Annotated in this window: 14 protein-coding genes; 12 read left to right on the top strand and 2 right to left on the bottom strand. The window is 52.0% G+C overall.

The genetic code is table 11. The features are described 5' to 3' along the window. Both speA and speB read left to right on the top strand, forming a co-directional pair. Complete coding sequence (gene speA, locus WC7_RS06630; RefSeq protein ID WP_016154389.1) at positions 1-1,977, top strand: biosynthetic arginine decarboxylase; 1,977 nt, start codon at positions 1-3, stop codon at positions 1,975-1,977. 142 nt (positions 1,978-2,119) lie between these two features. Next, entirely contained in the window at positions 2,120-3,040 is a 921-nt protein-coding gene (gene speB, locus WC7_RS06635; protein ID WP_016154388.1) for an agmatinase, read from the top strand. A gap of 111 nt (positions 3,041-3,151) precedes the next feature. Here the strand turns inward: speB and WC7_RS06640 are convergent, their stop codons facing one another. Continuing rightward, positions 3,152-3,910 (bottom strand): metalloprotease LoiP, encoded by a 759-nt coding sequence (locus WC7_RS06640; protein WP_016154387.1) that lies wholly within the window; start codon positions 3,908-3,910, stop codon positions 3,152-3,154. A gap of 279 nt (positions 3,911-4,189) precedes the next feature. On the opposite strand from WC7_RS06640, the gene tkt reads away from it, so the two are divergent. The 10 genes from tkt (at position 4,190) to fbaA (ending at position 15,537) form a co-directional block, all read left to right on the top strand. Further along, positions 4,190-6,181: a transketolase gene (tkt, locus tag WC7_RS06645; RefSeq protein ID WP_016154386.1), complete on the top strand. Its 1,992-nt coding sequence runs from the start codon at positions 4,190-4,192 to the stop codon at positions 6,179-6,181. Positions 6,182-6,497: 316 nt separating this feature from the next. Then, positions 6,498-6,941 (top strand): PTS mannitol transporter subunit IIA, encoded by a 444-nt coding sequence (gene cmtB / locus WC7_RS06650; RefSeq protein WP_016154385.1) that lies wholly within the window; start codon positions 6,498-6,500, stop codon positions 6,939-6,941. A gap of 27 nt (positions 6,942-6,968) precedes the next feature. After that, positions 6,969-8,348, top strand: coding sequence for a PTS mannitol transporter subunit IIBC (locus tag WC7_RS06655; RefSeq protein ID WP_016154384.1), 1,380 nt, complete (start codon positions 6,969-6,971; stop codon positions 8,346-8,348). A 24-nt stretch (positions 8,349-8,372) separates the two neighbouring features. Further along, a complete protein-coding gene (locus tag WC7_RS06660) occupies positions 8,373-9,650 on the top strand; it encodes a zinc-binding dehydrogenase (RefSeq protein ID WP_016154383.1) in 1,278 nt (425 codons plus the stop codon). Further along, entirely contained in the window at positions 9,647-10,618 is a 972-nt protein-coding gene (gene glpX / locus WC7_RS06665) for a class II fructose-bisphosphatase (protein WP_016154382.1), read from the top strand. Before WC7_RS06660 ends, glpX begins: the two co-directional genes overlap by 4 nt. Positions 10,619-10,633: 15 nt before the next feature. Beyond that, on the top strand, positions 10,634-11,143 hold the full coding sequence (locus WC7_RS06670; protein WP_016154381.1) for an MltR family transcriptional regulator: 510 nt from the start codon (positions 10,634-10,636) through the stop codon (positions 11,141-11,143). Next, complete coding sequence (locus WC7_RS06675; RefSeq protein ID WP_016154380.1) at positions 11,140-11,850, top strand: nucleoside/nucleotide kinase family protein; 711 nt, start codon at positions 11,140-11,142, stop codon at positions 11,848-11,850. The genes WC7_RS06670 and WC7_RS06675 overlap by 4 nt, the downstream gene beginning before the upstream one ends. Before the next feature lie 287 nt (positions 11,851-12,137). Continuing rightward, positions 12,138-13,166, top strand: a complete 1,029-nt coding sequence (gene epd, locus WC7_RS06680) for an erythrose-4-phosphate dehydrogenase (protein ID WP_016154379.1) — start codon at positions 12,138-12,140, stop codon at positions 13,164-13,166. A gap of 39 nt (positions 13,167-13,205) precedes the next feature. Next, a complete protein-coding gene (pgk, locus tag WC7_RS06685; protein ID WP_003027032.1) occupies positions 13,206-14,369 on the top strand; it encodes a phosphoglycerate kinase in 1,164 nt (387 codons plus the stop codon). Positions 14,370-14,457: 88 nt separating this feature from the next. Continuing rightward, positions 14,458-15,537: a class II fructose-bisphosphate aldolase gene (fbaA, locus tag WC7_RS06690; RefSeq protein WP_003027029.1), complete on the top strand. Its 1,080-nt coding sequence runs from the start codon at positions 14,458-14,460 to the stop codon at positions 15,535-15,537. Between the two features lie 48 nt (positions 15,538-15,585). On the opposite strand, the gene WC7_RS06695 is transcribed toward fbaA, so the two are convergent. Further along, positions 15,586-16,491 carry a carbamate kinase gene (locus WC7_RS06695; protein WP_016154378.1) on the bottom strand — a complete coding sequence of 302 codons (906 nt, stop codon included), beginning with the start codon at positions 16,489-16,491 and terminating at the stop codon, positions 15,586-15,588. Positions 16,492-16,568 lie beyond the last annotated feature (77 nt).

Genomic DNA, 16,568 nt, shown 5'->3' with positions numbered 1-16,568 from the left:
ATGTCTGACGACATTTCTTTGGGTTCGCCTTCGTCAGCAGGCGAACACGGTGTACTACGCTCCATGCAGGAGGTTGCAATGAGTTCCCAGGAAGCCAGCAAGATGCTGCGTACTTACAATATTGCCTGGTGGGGTAATAACTACTATGACGTCAATGAACTGGGCCACATCAGCGTGTGCCCGGATCCCGACGTACCAGAAGCGCGCGTTGACCTTGCTGAGTTGGTGAAAGCCCGTGAAGCGCAGGGCCAGCGTTTGCCTGCATTGTTCTGCTTCCCGCAGATCCTGCAACACCGTCTGCGTTCGATTAACGCCGCGTTTAAGCGCGCCCGTGAGTCTTACGGCTACAACGGTGACTATTTCCTCGTTTACCCGATCAAGGTTAACCAGCACCGTCGCGTGATTGAATCGCTGATCCACTCCGGCGAACCGCTGGGGCTGGAAGCCGGTTCTAAAGCTGAACTGATGGCCGTTCTGGCTCATGCCGGAATGACCCGCAGCGTGATCGTGTGTAACGGCTATAAAGACCGCGAATACATCCGCCTGGCGCTAATTGGCGAAAAGATGGGCCATAAGATCTATCTGGTCATCGAGAAGATGTCTGAAATCGCTATCGTGCTGGATGAAGCTGAACGACTGAATGTTGTTCCGCGTCTGGGCGTGCGTGCGCGTCTGGCGTCGCAAGGGTCCGGCAAATGGCAGTCCTCCGGCGGAGAGAAATCGAAATTCGGCCTGGCGGCAAACCAGGTGCTGCAACTGGTAGAAATGCTGCGCGAGCGGGGTCGTCTGGACAGTATTCAGTTGCTGCACTTCCACCTCGGCTCACAGATGGCGAACATTCGTGATATTGCCACCGGCGTACGTGAGTCGGCGCGTTTCTACGTTGAGCTGCACAAGCTTGGCGTAAATATCCAGTGCTTCGACGTGGGCGGTGGCCTGGGCGTGGACTACGAAGGTACCCGTTCGCAGTCTGACTGCTCCGTAAACTACGGCCTGAACGAATACGCGAACAACATCATCTGGGCCATTGGCGACGCCTGTGAAGAGCACGGTCTGCCGCACCCGACGGTAATTACCGAATCCGGTCGCGCTGTTACCGCGCATCATACCGTGCTGGTGTCTAATATTATCGGCGTTGAGCGTAGCGAGCATACCGAAGCAACGCCTCCGGCTGACGATGCGCCGCGTGCCTTGCAAAGCATGTGGGAAACCTGGCAAGAGATGCATGAGCCGGGAACCCGTCGTTCGCTGCGTGAATGGCTGCACGACAGCCAGATGGATCTGCACGATATTCACGTTGGGTACTCTTCAGGCACCTTTAGCCTGCAGGAACGCGCGTGGGCAGAACAGCTCTATCTGAACATGTGTCACGATGTGCAAAAACAACTCGACCCGAGCAACCGCGCGCACCGTCCGATTATCGACGAGTTGCAGGAGCGTATGGCGGATAAGATTTACGTCAACTTCTCGCTGTTCCAGTCGATGCCGGATGCGTGGGGGATCGATCAGCTGTTCCCGGTGATGCCGCTGGAAGGGCTGAACAAGGCTCCTGAGCGCCGTGCGGTGCTGCTGGATATCACCTGTGACTCTGATGGCGCTATCGACCACTATGTTGATGGTGACGGCATTGCGACCACCATGCCGATGCCGGAATACGACCCGGAGAACCCGCCGATGCTGGGCTTCTTTATGGTGGGGGCGTACCAGGAGATCCTTGGCAACATGCACAACCTGTTCGGTGATACCGAAGCGGTTGACGTGTTCGTCTTCCCTGACGGCAGCGTGGAAGTTGAGCTGTCTGACGAAGGGGATACCGTGGCGGATATGCTGCAATACGTGCAGTTGGATCCGAACACCCTGCTAACTCAGTTCCGTGACCAGGTGAAAAACACCGATCTGGATACCGAGTTGCAGCAGCAGTTCCTCGAAGAGTTTGAGGCAGGTCTGTACGGATATACCTATCTCGAAGACGAGTAATGCTGTTGGGGCTCGCTTGAACCTGAGCAAATTAACGGCGATAATTCGCCTATACAAGTAGTCACGTAAATCAATCCCTTCCTCGTCGGGCTTAACGACGCGGAGGGGATTTTTTTTCACCGATTTTAAAAGAGGTCAGTACATGAGCACCTTAGGTCATCAATACGACAACTCCCTGGTTTCTAACGCCTTTGGTTTTTTGCGTCTGCCAATGAACTTCATGCCGTACGACAGCGACGCCGATTGGGTGATCACCGGCGTACCGTTTGATATGGCAACGTCTGGCCGCGCGGGCGGTCGTCATGGTCCGGCTGCGATCCGTCAGGTTTCCACTAACCTGGCGTGGGAACACAATCGCTTCCCGTGGGACTTCGATATGCGCGAGCGCCTGAACGTGGTGGACTGCGGCGATCTGGTTTATGCGTTCGGTGATGCCCGTGAAATGAGTGAAAAACTGCAGGCGCATGCTGAGAAGTTGCTTTCTGCCGGTAAGCGCATGCTCTCTTTCGGCGGTGACCACTTCGTCACGCTGCCGCTCCTGCGTGCGCATGCTAAACACTTTGGTAAAATGGCGCTGGTACACTTTGATGCCCACACCGACACCTACGCTAACGGCTGTGAATTCGACCACGGTACCATGTTCTACACTGCGCCGAATGAAGGTCTGATCGATCCGAATCACTCTGTGCAGATCGGTATTCGTACAGAGTTCGACAAAGATAATGGCTTTACCGTGCTGGATGCTTGCCAGGTGAACGATCGCGGCGTAGATGACATCATCGCCCAGGTTAAACAGATTGTTGGTGATATGCCGGTGTATCTGACCTTTGATATCGACTGCCTCGATCCGGCGTTTGCTCCAGGAACCGGTACGCCCGTGATCGGCGGTCTGACTTCCGATCGCGCGATCAAGCTGGTACGTGGTCTGAAAGATCTGAATATCGTCGGGATGGATGTGGTGGAAGTGGCTCCGGCCTACGATCAGTCAGAGATCACCGCGCTGGCGGCGGCTACGCTGGCACTGGAAATGCTGTATATCCAGGCGGCGAAGAAAGGCGAATAACGGGTTTCGGACTATTTTGCCGGATGTCGCTGACGCTAGTCCGGCCTACATTATTGCTGAATTTGTAGGCCGGATAAGGCGTTCACGCCGCCATCCGGCACTGTTCGAGGATTATTTTATCCCGTCTGCGCTCATGCGATCGCGAATGTGTTGCGCACGTTCTGCAGATGCCGGGTGATCGTCAAACATTGAGCTTTGGCGTCCTGCTTCCAGTTTAGCCAGTTTCTCAAAGCTGGTAGCCAGTCCTGCCGGATTGATCCCACGTTTGCGCAACAAATCATACGAGTAATCATCCGCTTCGGATTCCTGACGCTGGGAGAACTGCGAGTTCACCAGTTTCTCGCCAAGATCGCCCAATTGCGACTGCGACAGGCTGCCGACAATGCCGCCAGCGGAAGCCGCTGCTGCACGTACGGCGTTAGTGCCCAGCGCGACCTGCATGCCTTTTTTCACGTGACCCAGCGCGACGTGGCCCATTTCGTGGCCGATCACCGCTTCGACTTCGTTATCGGTCATCATATCCATCAGGCCGCTGTACACGCGGATACAACCGTTCGCCATGGCAAAGGCATTCACATCTTTCGCCATATAGACTTTGTAGTTCACCGGCTGGCCGTTAATGTTGTCGCCAAGCGCGGCGGCGATTTTGCCAAGACGCGTTGCGTACTCGCTGCTTGCAGGGGCGATAGTAGCCTTGCTGTCCATATCTTTACAGGCCTGATCGCTCAGCGCTTTTACCTGAGTATCGCTCAGACTATAGGCCTGAAAAGCCTCTGCGCCAGAAGAAAGCAGTCCGTTTGAGTCCATGTTCTGGCAGCCGGTCAATGCCGCCGCCATGCTCGTAGCAAGCAGTAAAGCGCGAATTTTCATTTTTTCTCTTCCGCACAAAGTCAGGATTTTTCTAAAAAATGCGTCGTTTGCAGGTAAACCGACGCTCGGCCTTAGTATAAAGAAAAGAACATTCAGCGGGCGAGAAGATTGCGCAACTTGCGCGTATGATCCAGAGATTTCTGAAGCGGTAAAAGGATGCTCCATGTACATGACACGCGGCTTGGGTTACATTGTTGGCACTTTTTTCCGGCGTAGCCCAAAACGCGCTGTCGTCAAGTCGTTAAGGGCTCAGCCTTCATTATCCGATCTGGAGTCAAAATGTCCTCACGTAAAGAGCTTGCCAATGCTATTCGTGCGCTGAGCATGGACGCAGTACAGAAAGCCAAATCCGGTCACCCGGGTGCCCCGATGGGTATGGCTGACATTGCCGAAGTCCTGTGGCGTGATTTCCTGAACCACAACCCGACTAACCCGTCCTGGGCTGACCGTGACCGCTTCGTGCTGTCCAACGGCCACGGCTCCATGCTGATTTACAGCCTGCTGCACCTCACCGGCTACGATCTGCCGATGTCCGAGCTGCAGAACTTCCGTCAGCTGCATTCCAAAACGCCGGGTCACCCGGAAGTGGGTTACACCGCGGGTGTTGAAACCACTACCGGTCCTCTGGGTCAGGGCATTGCGAATGCTGTGGGTATGGCTATCGCCGAAAAAACGCTGGCGGCGCAGTTTAACCGTCCTGGTCACGACATCGTTGACCACTTCACCTATGCTTTCATGGGCGACGGCTGCATGATGGAAGGTATCTCTCACGAGGTATGTTCCCTGGCCGGTACGCTGAAGCTGGGTAAACTGGTAGCGTTCTACGATGACAACGGCATCTCTATCGATGGCCACGTTGAAGGCTGGTTCACCGATGACACCGCTAAGCGTTTCGAAGCTTACGGCTGGCACGTGGTTCGTGGCGTTGATGGTCACGATGCTGACGCGATTAAGCGCGCAGTTGAAGAAGCTCGCGCTGTGACCGACAAACCGTCCCTGCTGATGTGCAAAACCATCATCGGTTTCGGTTCCCCGAATAAAGCTGGTACCCACGACTCTCACGGCGCACCGCTGGGTGATGCAGAAATCGCACTGACCCGCGAACAGCTGGGCTGGAAATACGCGCCGTTTGAAATTCCGTCTGAAATCTACGCGCAGTGGGATGCGAAAGAAGCAGGCCAGGCAAAAGAAGCTGCATGGAACGAGAAGTTCGCTGCTTATGCGAAAGCCTTCCCGCAGGAAGCTGCTGAATTCACCCGTCGTATGAAAGGTGAAATGCCGTCTGACTTCGACGCAAAAGCGAACGAGTTCATCGCTAAGCTGCAGGCTAACCCGGCGAAAATCGCCAGCCGTAAAGCGTCTCAGAACGCGATTGAAGCGTTTGGTCCTCTGCTGCCTGAATTCCTCGGCGGCTCCGCTGACCTGGCACCAAGTAACCTGACTCTGTGGTCTGGTTCTAAAGCTATCAACGAAGATACTGCCGGTAACTACATCCATTACGGTGTACGTGAATTCGGTATGACCGCTATCGCTAACGGTATCTCCCTGCACGGTGGCTTCCTGCCGTACACCTCCACCTTCCTGATGTTTGTGGAATATGCCCGTAACGCGGTGCGTATGGCTGCGCTGATGAAACAGCGTCAGGTGATGGTCTATACCCACGACTCCATCGGTCTGGGCGAAGATGGCCCGACTCACCAGCCGGTAGAGCAGGTAGCTTCGCTGCGTGTGACCCCGAACATGAGCACCTGGCGTCCGTGTGACCAGGTTGAATCTGCCGTTGCATGGAAATACGGTGTAGAGCGTCAGGACGGTCCGACCGCGCTGATCCTCTCCCGCCAGAACCTGGCACAGCAGGAACGTACCGAAGAGCAGCTGGCGAACATCGCGCGCGGTGGTTACGTGCTGAAAGATTGCGCCGGTCAGCCGGAACTGATCTTCATCGCGACCGGTTCTGAAGTTGAGCTGGCTGTGGCTGCCTGGGACAAACTGACCGCTGAAGGCGTTAAAGCGCGCGTGGTTTCCATGCCGTCTACCGACGCGTTCGACAAACAGGATGCCGCTTATCGCGAGTCCGTACTGCCGAAAGCTGTTTCCGCACGTGTTGCAGTGGAAGCGGGTATCGCAGACTACTGGTTCAAATACGTGGGCCTGAACGGCGCTATCGTTGGTATGACTACCTTTGGTGAGTCTGCACCGGCTGAGCTGCTGTTTGAAGAGTTTGGCTTCACTGTCGACAACGTTGTCGCGAAAGCAAAAGAACTGCTGTAATTTTGATTACAGGTGAAAACGGGTCGCTTATGCGGCCCGTTTTTTTAAAGTAAGTAAATTTATTTGATCGTGCGCAACCCGAAAATGTAGATTTGCATCACAAATATGATATTTAGCGATGTTTTATATTTGCAACTTGAATCACATTATTACTGTTGATTTTTATATTTCTTTTATCAATCCATTGTTTTTAAAGGAATCACCAAAAAACATTCTGCGCTGTATGTAGTTTTCTCCTCGATTGATTTCATTTCGCCGTGCGCGTATTTTATTTTTAACGCTAACTCGTACCCTAAAAATAAAATAAGGAAAATGTATGCGGCTGATTGATTACTTTCCCGAATCATCTATCTCAATAAAAAATTCAGCAAAGAACTGGCAGGAGGCAATTGACTTTTCTATGTCATCCTTACTTGCCAATCATTATGTCAATTCAGATTATATTCAGGCCATTAAAGACTCAACGATTAACAATGGTCCTTATTATATTTTAGTGCCAGGCGTCGCCATGCCGCACGCTCGACCGGAGTGTGGCGCGTTAAAAACCGGTATGTCATTAACGCTTCTCAAACAGGAAGTGAAATTTGCCGAAGATGATGAAGGTATCAGATTATTAATCGGATTGTCGGCGGCTAATGCTGATTCACACATTGGCGCTATTCAGGCCTTAAGCGAATTATTATGTGAAGAGGAAGCACTAACCGCTTTGTTAGCGGCTAAATCAGAAAAACAATTGGCGGATATTATCGCTCAAGCATAATTAACGGTTTCCTTTCAGGACATTATTATGGAAAACAAGTCTGCTCGTGCCAAAGTCCAGGCTTTTGGTGGGTTTTTGACTGCAATGGTCATTCCTAACATCGGCGCATTTATTGCCTGGGGTTTTATTACCGCATTATTTATTCCTACTGGTTGGATGCCGAATGAGCATTTCGCCAAAATTGTCGGTCCGATGATTACCTATTTACTGCCCGTCATGATTGGCTCCACAGGGGGACATCTGGTTGGCGGGAAACGCGGTGCGGTAATGGGGGGCATTGGTTCTATTGGCGTTATTGTGGGCGCGGATATCCCGATGTTCCTTGGCGCGATGGTAATGGGGCCGCTTGGCGGTTGGGTGATTAAGCATATCGACCGTCTGCTGGAAAAACGCATTCCTGCAGGCTTCGAGATGGTTATCAATAATTTCTCTCTTGGTATTGCGGGAATGCTCTTATGCTTGCTGGGGTTTGAAGTTATCGGTCCGGCGGTTCTCATTGCCAATAATTTTGTGAAGGAGTGTATTGAAGCGTTGGTTCATGCGGGCTATCTGCCGTTGCTATCCGTAATCAATGAGCCGGCAAAAATCCTCTTTCTGAACAATGCCATCGATCAGGGGGTGTATTATCCGCTGGGGATGCAGCAAGCTTCTGAAACGGGAAAATCGATTTTCTTCATGGTGGCATCCAACCCAGGGCCGGGATTAGGTTTGTTACTCGGCTTTGCTATCTTTGGCAAAGGGATGAGTAAAAAGTCTGCGCCAGGCGCCATGATTATCCACTTCCTCGGTGGTATTCATGAACTGTATTTCCCGTATGTGCTGATGAAGCCTCTGACCCTGATCGCGATGATTGCCGGGGGAATGACCGGGACGTGGGTATTCCACCTGCTGGACGGTGGGTTAGTTGCGGGGCCAAGCCCAGGATCTATATTCGCCTATCTGGCATTAACGCCGAAAGGTTCTTTCCTCGCGACCATTGCAGGAGTCACCGCGGGAACCGTTGTTACTTTTGTTATTACCTCTGTCATCCTGAAAATGGAAAAGAACGTTGAAACAGAAAGTGAAGATGACTTTGCTGAATCAGCCAGAACCGTCAAAGCGATGAAGCAGGAAGGGAAATTCTCTTATAAAAACATTAAACGTGTCGCTTTTGTCTGTGATGCAGGAATGGGTTCCAGTGCTATGGGGGCAACCACGTTTCGTAAGCGTCTGGAGAAAGCGGGATTGAATATTACTGTGACGCATTATGCTATCGAAAACGTTCCGCAAGATGCCGATATTATTGTCACCCATGCCAGTCTTGAAGGTCGTGTTAAACGTGTAAGTGAAAAACCCTTAGTGCTGATTAAGAACTATATTGGTGACCCATTGTTGGATGATTTATTTAAACGCATTACTGCGAACTAGCCTTCTTCTATTTTTGGAGTGAATATGAAAACGAAAGTTGCTGCCATATATGGCAAGCAGGATATTCGTATCCGTGAGTTTGAACTGCCTGCAATTACAGATAATGAATTGTTAGTAAGCGTAATATCCGATAGCGTTTGTTTGTCCACCTGGAAAGCAGCAGCATTGGGGAGCGATCATAAACGCGTACCGGACGATCTGGAAAACCATCCGGTGATTACCGGACATGAATGTGCAGGTATCATTGTTGAGGTGGGAAAAAACCTGACGGATAAATATAAGAAAGGTCAGCGTTTTGTGTTGCAACCCGCGATGGGATTGCCAAGTGGATATTCAGCAGGATACAGCTATGAATATTTTGGCGGCAATGCGACATATATGATTATCCCGGAAGTGGCGATTAACCTGGGATGCGTTTTGCCTTACCACGGCTCTTATTTTGCCGCCGCCTCATTGGCAGAACCGATGTGCTGCATTATTGGCGCGTATAACGCGAATTTTCATACCACTCCTTACGTTTATGAGCATCGCATGGGGATTAAGCCAGGGGGGAACATTGCGCTTCTGGCCTGCGCCGGGCCGATGGGTATTGGTGCAATAGATTATGCCATTAACGGGAATATTCAGCCGTCGCGCGTGGTGGTGGTCGATATTGACGAAGCACGACTGGCGCAGGCTAAAAAACTGTTGCCCGTTGAGCTGGCAGCAGAAAAGGGGATTGAGCTCATCTATGTGAATACTACTGGCATGGATTCTCCGACAGCGATGCTGCGAGCGTTAACTCATGACGCAGGTTTTGATGATGTCTTTGTGTATGCGGCAGTGCCTGCAGTTGTTGAGATGGCTGATGATTTACTCGCGGAAGATGGTTGCCTGAATTTTTTTGCCGGTCCTACGGACAGTAACTTCAAAGTGCCGTTTAATTTTTATAACGTGCACTACAACAGCACTCACGTTGTCGGGACATCCGGTGGTTCAACGGATGATATGAAAGAGGCTATTGCGCTCAGTGCAACTGGCCAACTGCAACCGTCGTTTATGGTGACGCACATTGGCGGCCTTGATGCAGTTCCGGAAACTGTATTGAATTTACCGGCGATCCCCGGCGGTAAGAAGCTGATATATAACGGCGTTACCATGCCACTAACCGCCATTGCTGATTTTGCCGAGAAAGGGAAAACTGACCCATTATTCAAAGAACTGGCGCTGCTGGTGGAGGAGACGCACGGTATCTGGAATGAAAAGGCAGAAAAATACCTTTTGGCACACTTTGGCGTTGATATCGGGGAGGCGGCGATATGATGTCGCTGGCATGGCCGCTATTTCGTATCACGGAGCAGGCTGCACTGGCAGCCTGGCCGCAAACCGGGTGCGGCGATAAAAACAAGATTGATGGTCTGGCTGTGACGGCAATGCGGGAAGCATTGAACAGTATTGCCATTCGCGGACGCATCGTTATTGGCGAAGGGGAGATTGATCAAGCCCCGATGCTGTGGATTGGTGAGGAAGTGGGAACCGGCACCGGACCTGAGGTAGATATCGCCGTTGATCCTATCGAAGGAACCCGAATGGTGGCTATGGGGCAAAGCAATGCGCTGGCCGTCATGGCGTTTGCCCCTCGCGGTAGTTTGTTACACGCCCCTGATATGTACATGAAAAAACTGGTTGTTAATCGGTTTGCGAAAGGGGCGATTAATCTGGCGCTGCCGTTGGCAGATAATCTGCGTAATGTGGCAGAGGCGTTGGGTAAACCGCTGGAGCGACTGCGGATGGTGACGCTGGATAAACCGCGCCTTCAACCAGCGATTGCCGAGGCGACACGGCTTGGCGTCAAGGTCTTTGCTCTACCCGACGGCGACGTGGCCGCCAGCGTGCTGGCCTGTATGCAGGAGAATCCTTATGATCTGATGTATACCATTGGCGGCGCGCCTGAAGGGGTTATTTCAGCCTGTGCGGTTAAAGCGCTGGGGGGTGATATGCAGGCTGAACTGATTGATTTTTGCGAAGCGAAAGGAAATAACGCAGATAATCGTCTGATTGCGGCACAGGAACATCAGCGCTGCGCGGAAATGGGCGTTGAGATCAACCGGATCTACGCGCTGGACGAACTGGTAGGGGGAAATAAGATCCTCTTTAGCGCGACAGGGGTCACGGGCGGCGATCTTGTGAAAGGGATCCAACAGGTTGCGAATGGTGTGCGCACGCAAACTTTACTAATCGGCGGCGCGGATCGAACGTGTAATATAATAGACTCTCTGCATTCATGGTGATTTATCGAGAAACGAATGACGACGCTGACAGAAGACGATGTGCTTGAGCAACTGGATGCTCAAAATAATTTACTCTCGTTTATGACGACGGCACATAACATTTTGCTCCAGGGCATTAAGCGCTTTCTACCGTCGCTGTTCGTTAATAACGATGAAGAGATCGTGGAATATGCAGTGAAGCCGTTACTCGCCCAGAGTGGACCGCTTGACGATATCGACGTTGCGTTACGTCTGATTTATGCGTTGGGAAAAATGGATAAATGGCTTTATGCCGACATCACCCATTTCTCTCAGTTTTATCAGTATCTGAATGAGCAGGATAATATCCCCGGTTTTGCCGATGACATTACCTGGGATTTTGTCAGCAACGTGAACAGTATCACCCGCAACGCAACGCTCTACGGTGCGCTGGAGTCGATGAAATTTGCCGACTTTGCTGCGTGGTCCGAAGTGCGCTTTAGCGCAATGGTCAAGACGGCAATGACGCTGGCAGTGACGGCGATTTTAAAGGAATTAACGCCGTGAAAATCAAACTAACGGTGAATGGGCTACAGGTTGAAGCACATTACCGTGATGATGAGATAGAGAACGTCCACAAACCGTTATTACAACAGCTGGCAAAAATACACGCCACTCACCCGCAGCGACGAACAATCGTTTTTCTCAGCGCACCGCCTGGTACGGGTAAATCGACGCTGACCACCTTCTGGGAATATCTCTCCCGTCAGGATCCTGGCCTGCCGGAGATCCAGACGCTGCCGATGGATGGCTTCCATCACTACAACACCTGGCTGGATGCTCATAACCTGCGAGCATACAAAGGTGCGCCGGAAACCTTTGATGTGGATAAGCTTGCACAGAATCTACGTCTGATAAGGGAAGGGGAGGGCACCTGGCCACAGTACGACCGGCAAAAACACGATCCGGTAGAAGCGGCCATAACAGTGACCGCGCCGATTGTGATTGTGGAAGGTAACTGGTTATTACGCGATGATGAAAGGTGGCGGGCGTTAGCTGAGTTTTGTGATTACTCGCTGTTTATTCGTGCTCCTGCCAACGCGCTCCGTACACGACTGGTAGGCCGTAAACTGGCGGGCGGACTATCACAAGCTGACGCTGAGGCGTTTTATGAGCGTACCGACGGACCGAATGTTCATCGGGTACTGGAAGTGAGTCTGCCTGGAGACCTGACGCTGGAGATGCTGGAATCTGGTGAATATCGGATTGCGTGAAGGCCAATTATTCCTGTTAAGCCGTAATGATTATTACGGTTTACTGGAATAATTTCCCCCGGTCTCAGCGGGAAAAATGTGATGTACGTCAGATAACTGTTTTCTTTGGCTGGACAATCATTCCTTTTATTCCGCGTTTCGCTTATTCTAGCTGAAGCGTTTCAGTCGATTAAATGTTCGACAATTAATCAATTAGTCGCAGTTTGCGACAGGTAAGGTTTCCCTGAGCGATTTGCTGCATTACTCTGTCTGCCACATCGTTTCTGAGAAATCCTTGCAGGAGACCTATGACCGTACGCGTAGCGATTAATGGTTTCGGTCGCATCGGACGCAACGTGGTTCGTGCTTTGTATGAATCCGGGCGTCGGGCGGAAATCACCGTGGTGGCAATCAACGAACTGGCGGATGCTGCAGGCATGGCGCATTTGTTGAAATATGACACCAGCCATGGACGTTTTGCCTGGGATGTTCGTCAGGAACGTGACCAGCTCATCGTTGGCGATGACGCGATCCGCATTCTGCATGAGCGAACGCTCGATGCGCTTCCCTGGCGCGAACTGAGTGTCGACGTTGTGCTGGATTGTACGGGGGTTTTCGGCAACCGCGAACACGGCGAGGCGCATATTGCCGCTGGTGCAAAAAAAGTGCTCTTTTCACATCCTGGTAGTCACGACATCGACGCAACCGTTGTGTATGGCGTTAATCAGGATCAGCTGCGCGCTGAACACCGGATCGTTTCCAACGCCTCCTGCACCACGAATTGCATAATACCCGTCATTAAATTGCTGGATGATGCTTACGGCATTGAGTCTGGTACCGTCACCACGATCCACTCTGCGATGCACGATCAGCAGGTTATTGATGCCTATCATCCTGACCTGCGTCGCACGCGAGCGGCCAGCCAGTCTATTATTCCGGTTGATACCAAACTGGCGGCGGGCATCACGCGAATTTTCCCGCAGTTTAACGATCGTTTTGAAGCGATTGCGGTGCGTGTACCGACCATAAATGTGACGGCGATCGACTTAAGCGTGACGGTGAAAAAACCAGTAAAAGCCAGTGAAGTCAACCAGTTGCTGCAAAAAGCAGCACAAGGTGCATTTCATGGTATAGTTGACTATACGGAATTACCGTTGGTCTCTGTAGATTTTAACCACGACCCGCACAGCGCCATCGTTGATGGTACGCAAACGCGCGTGAGTGGCGCTCACCTGATCAAAACGCTGGTCTGGTGTGATAATGAATGGGGCTTTGCTAACCGTATGCTCGACACAACGTTAGCGATGGCTGCTATTGGTTTCAGGCTCGACGCTTGAGCGTCGACAAAACTTTATGAATCAACGAGAGGATTCACCATGTCTGTAATTAAGATGACCGATCTGGATCTGGCTGGTAAACGCGTTTTTATCCGTGCGGACCTGAACGTACCAGTTAAAGAAGGGAAAGTAACCAGCGATGCGCGTATCCGTGCTTCCCTGCCGACCATCGAACTGGCCCTGAAACAGGGTGCTAAAGTGATGGTAACTTCCCACCTGGGTCGTCCTACCGAAGGCGAGTACAACGAAGAATTCTCTCTGCTGCCGGTTGTTAACTACCTGAAAGACAAACTGTCTGCTCCGGTTCGCCTGGTAAAAGATTACCTGGACGGCGTTGAAGTCGCTGCCGGTGAACTGGTTGTTCTGGAAAACGTTCGCTTCAACAAAGGCGAGAAGAAAGACGACGAAGCACTGTCCAAAAAATACGCTGCGCTGTGTGACGTATTCGTAATGGACGCTTTCGGTACTGCTCACCGTGCGCAGGCTTCTACCCACGGTATCGGTAAATTCGCCGACGTAGCTTGCGCTGGTCCGCTGCTGGCTGCTGAGCTGGATGCGCTGGGTAAAGCGCTGAAAGAACCTGCTCGTCCGATGGTGGCTATCGTTGGTGGTTCTAAAGTTTCTACCAAACTGACCGTTCTGGACTCTCTGTCAAAAATCGCTGACCAGCTGATCGTTGGTGGTGGTATCGCGAACACCTTCGTTGCTGCTCAAGGCCACAACGTCGGCAAATCCCTGTACGAAGCTGACCTGGTTGATGAAGCTAAGCGTCTGCTGACGACTTGCGATATTCCGGTCCCGACTGACGTTCGCGTAGCGACTGAATTCTCTGAAACTGCACCGGCTACGCTTAAATCCGTTAGCGATGTAAAAGAAGACGAGCAGATCCTGGATATCGGCGACGCTTCTGCACAGCAGCTGGCTGACATTCTGAAGAATGCGAAAACCATTCTGTGGAACGGCCCGGTTGGCGTGTTCGAATTCCCGAACTTCCGCAAAGGTACTGAAATCGTTGCTAATGCTATCGCAGACAGCGAAGCATTCTCTATCGCAGGCGGCGGTGACACCCTGGCAGCAATCGACCTGTTCGGCATTGCTGACAAAATCTCCTACATCTCTACTGGCGGCGGCGCATTCCTCGAATTCGTGGAAGGCAAAGTACTGCCAGCAGTAGCCATGCTCGAAGAGCGTGCTAAAAAGTAAGACATTGATGGGCAGGGAAACCTGCCCAATTATTAGCGCGCTGTCGAGCGCGCCCCCTTTCCAAGGCCGAAGATACAGGACTCGCAACATGTCTAAAATTTTTGATTTCGTAAAACCAGGCGTAATCACTGGTGATGACGTACAGAAAGTTTTCCAGGTAGCTAAAGAAAACAACTTTGCTCTGCCAGCTGTTAACTGCGTTGGTACCGACTCCATCAACGCCGTTCTGGAAACCGCTGCAAAAGTTAAAGCGCCGGTAATCGTCCAGTTCTCCAACGGTGGTGCTTCTTTCATCGCGGGTAAAGGCGTGAAGTCTGACGTTCCTCAGGGCGCTGCAATCCTGGGTGCTATCTCTGGTGCGCATCACGTTCACCAGATGGCTGAACACTATGGTGTTCCGGTTATCCTGCACACTGACCACTGCGCGAAGAAACTGCTGCCGTGGATCGACGGTCTGCTGGACGCGGGTGAAAAACACTTCGCAGCAACGGGCAAACCGCTGTTCTCTTCTCACATGATCGACCTGTCTGAAGAGTCTCTGGAAGAGAACATCGAAATCTGCTCCAAATACCTGGCGCGCATGTCCAAAATGGGCATGACTCTGGAAATCGAACTGGGTTGCACCGGTGGTGAAGAAGACGGCGTGGACAACAGCCACATGGACGCTTCTGCACTGTACACCCAACCGGAAGACGTTGACTACGCATACACCGAGCTGAGCAAAATCAGCCCGCGTTTCACCATCGCAGCGTCCTTCGGTAACGTACACGGCGTTTACAAGCCGGGTAACGTAGTTCTGACCCCGACCATCCTGCGCGACTCTCAGGACTATGTTTCTAAGAAACATAACCTGCCGCATAACAGCCTGAACTTCGTCTTCCACGGTGGTTCCGGTTCTACTGCTCAGGAAATCAAAGACTCCGTAAGCTACGGCGTAGTGAAAATGAACATCGACACCGATACCCAATGGGCTACCTGGGAAGGCGTTCTGAACTACTACAAAGCAAACGAAGCTTACCTGCAGGGTCAGTTGGGCAACCCGAAAGGCGAAGATCAGCCGAACAAGAAATACTACGATCCGCGCGTATGGCTGCGTGCTGGTCAGGCAACCATGATCACCCGTCTGGAACAGGCTTTCAAAGAACTGAACGCGGTTGACGTTCTGTAATTCCGTCTGCGGACAGTAAAAATGGCTTCCTTTGGGAAGCCATTTTTTTTACTGCATAACGCAAGTTCCTTTTTCACCCGCCAGGACCTGCGGCGCATCCTTCAGGGCGCCGATAAATGCTGCGTTTCCGGTCTGTTTGACAAACTGTATCACCGCCGCCGCTTTCGGGCCCATTGCACCGTCAGGCGCGGCAAACGGCGCCAGCTCTTCTGGTGTGACATGTCGTAGCGCACGCGCCTGGGGGGTTCCCCAGTTTTCATACACGGCATCGGCGTCCGTCAGGATCAGCAGGTGGTCAGCGTTAATGGATTGCGCCAGCACGGCAGCGGTCAAATCCTTATCAATGACGGCTTCGGTTCCCTGATAGCCATCGCCTTGCGCAATGACCGGAATACCACCACCGCCACAGCAAATCACCATGTGTCCCGCATCCATCAACGTGCAGATGGCATCACTGTCGAGAATTTTTAGCGGTGTCGGGGAGGGAACCACGCGGCGAATATATTGCCCATCCGCTTTCATCTGCCAGCCATAGCGTTCTTCCAGCTCTGTCTGTTGATCCGGCTGGTAGACGGGGCCGATATATTTACCGGGGGTTGAGAAAGCGTCATCCTGCGGATCGACCTCAACGCGGGTCATCAGCGTCGTCACGGGCGCGTTACCCGTGGATGACGCCAGCGCCTGGGCAATGGCAAAACCGATCATCCCCTGACTTTCCGCAACCAGAATGTCCAGCGGCCAGGCCGGGGACTCTTTGTAAGCCGCGTTCTGTAGCGCCAGCAGACCAACCTGAGGACCGTTGCCATGAACAATGACCAGTTGATAATCACGGGCTAATTCGGATGCCATTTCGGCAAATACCTGAATACTACGCTGCTGGTTTTCTGCACTCAAAATTTCTCCGCGCTGTAATAAGGCATTGCCGCCAAGCGCAATGACAATCTTCTTTTTCATTAATGACCTCATTGTGAAAAATATCTCGTGGTCAACATAGCGTTTTATCGCTTTTATTATGTGATAAGGTCGACAAC

The sequence above is a fragment of the Citrobacter sp. KTE151 genome (assembly GCF_000398845.1).
GTDB classification, from domain to species: Bacteria; Pseudomonadota; Gammaproteobacteria; order Enterobacterales; family Enterobacteriaceae; genus Citrobacter; species Citrobacter braakii.
The sequence above is the reverse complement of the archived record's forward strand: the minus strand, read 5'-3'. Positions and strand labels throughout refer to the sequence as shown.

What these genes read in the sequence shown, in the direction of transcription:
- cmtB (WP_016154385.1), top strand. Translation starts at nt 6,498, where the DNA reads ATGCGGCTGATTGATTACTTTCCCGAATCATCTATCTCAATAAAAAAT.
- WC7_RS06655 (WP_016154384.1), top strand. Translation starts at nt 6,969, where the DNA reads ATGGAAAACAAGTCTGCTCGTGCCAAAGTCCAGGCTTTTGGTGGGTTT.
- speB (WP_016154388.1), top strand. Translation starts at nt 2,120, where the DNA reads ATGAGCACCTTAGGTCATCAATACGACAACTCCCTGGTTTCTAACGCC.
- pgk (WP_003027032.1), top strand. Translation starts at nt 13,206, where the DNA reads ATGTCTGTAATTAAGATGACCGATCTGGATCTGGCTGGTAAACGCGTT.
- WC7_RS06640 (WP_016154387.1), bottom strand. Translation starts at nt 3,910, where the DNA reads ATGAAAATTCGCGCTTTACTGCTTGCTACGAGCATGGCGGCGGCATTG.
- WC7_RS06660 (WP_016154383.1), top strand. Translation starts at nt 8,373, where the DNA reads ATGAAAACGAAAGTTGCTGCCATATATGGCAAGCAGGATATTCGTATC.
- tkt (WP_016154386.1), top strand. Translation starts at nt 4,190, where the DNA reads ATGTCCTCACGTAAAGAGCTTGCCAATGCTATTCGTGCGCTGAGCATG.
- epd (WP_016154379.1), top strand. Translation starts at nt 12,138, where the DNA reads ATGACCGTACGCGTAGCGATTAATGGTTTCGGTCGCATCGGACGCAAC.
- WC7_RS06695 (WP_016154378.1), bottom strand. Translation starts at nt 16,491, where the DNA reads ATGAAAAAGAAGATTGTCATTGCGCTTGGCGGCAATGCCTTATTACAG.
- speA (WP_016154389.1), top strand. Translation starts at nt 1, where the DNA reads ATGTCTGACGACATTTCTTTGGGTTCGCCTTCGTCAGCAGGCGAACAC.
- fbaA (WP_003027029.1), top strand. Translation starts at nt 14,458, where the DNA reads ATGTCTAAAATTTTTGATTTCGTAAAACCAGGCGTAATCACTGGTGAT.
- glpX (WP_016154382.1), top strand. Translation starts at nt 9,647, where the DNA reads ATGATGTCGCTGGCATGGCCGCTATTTCGTATCACGGAGCAGGCTGCA.
- WC7_RS06670 (WP_016154381.1), top strand. Translation starts at nt 10,634, where the DNA reads ATGACGACGCTGACAGAAGACGATGTGCTTGAGCAACTGGATGCTCAA.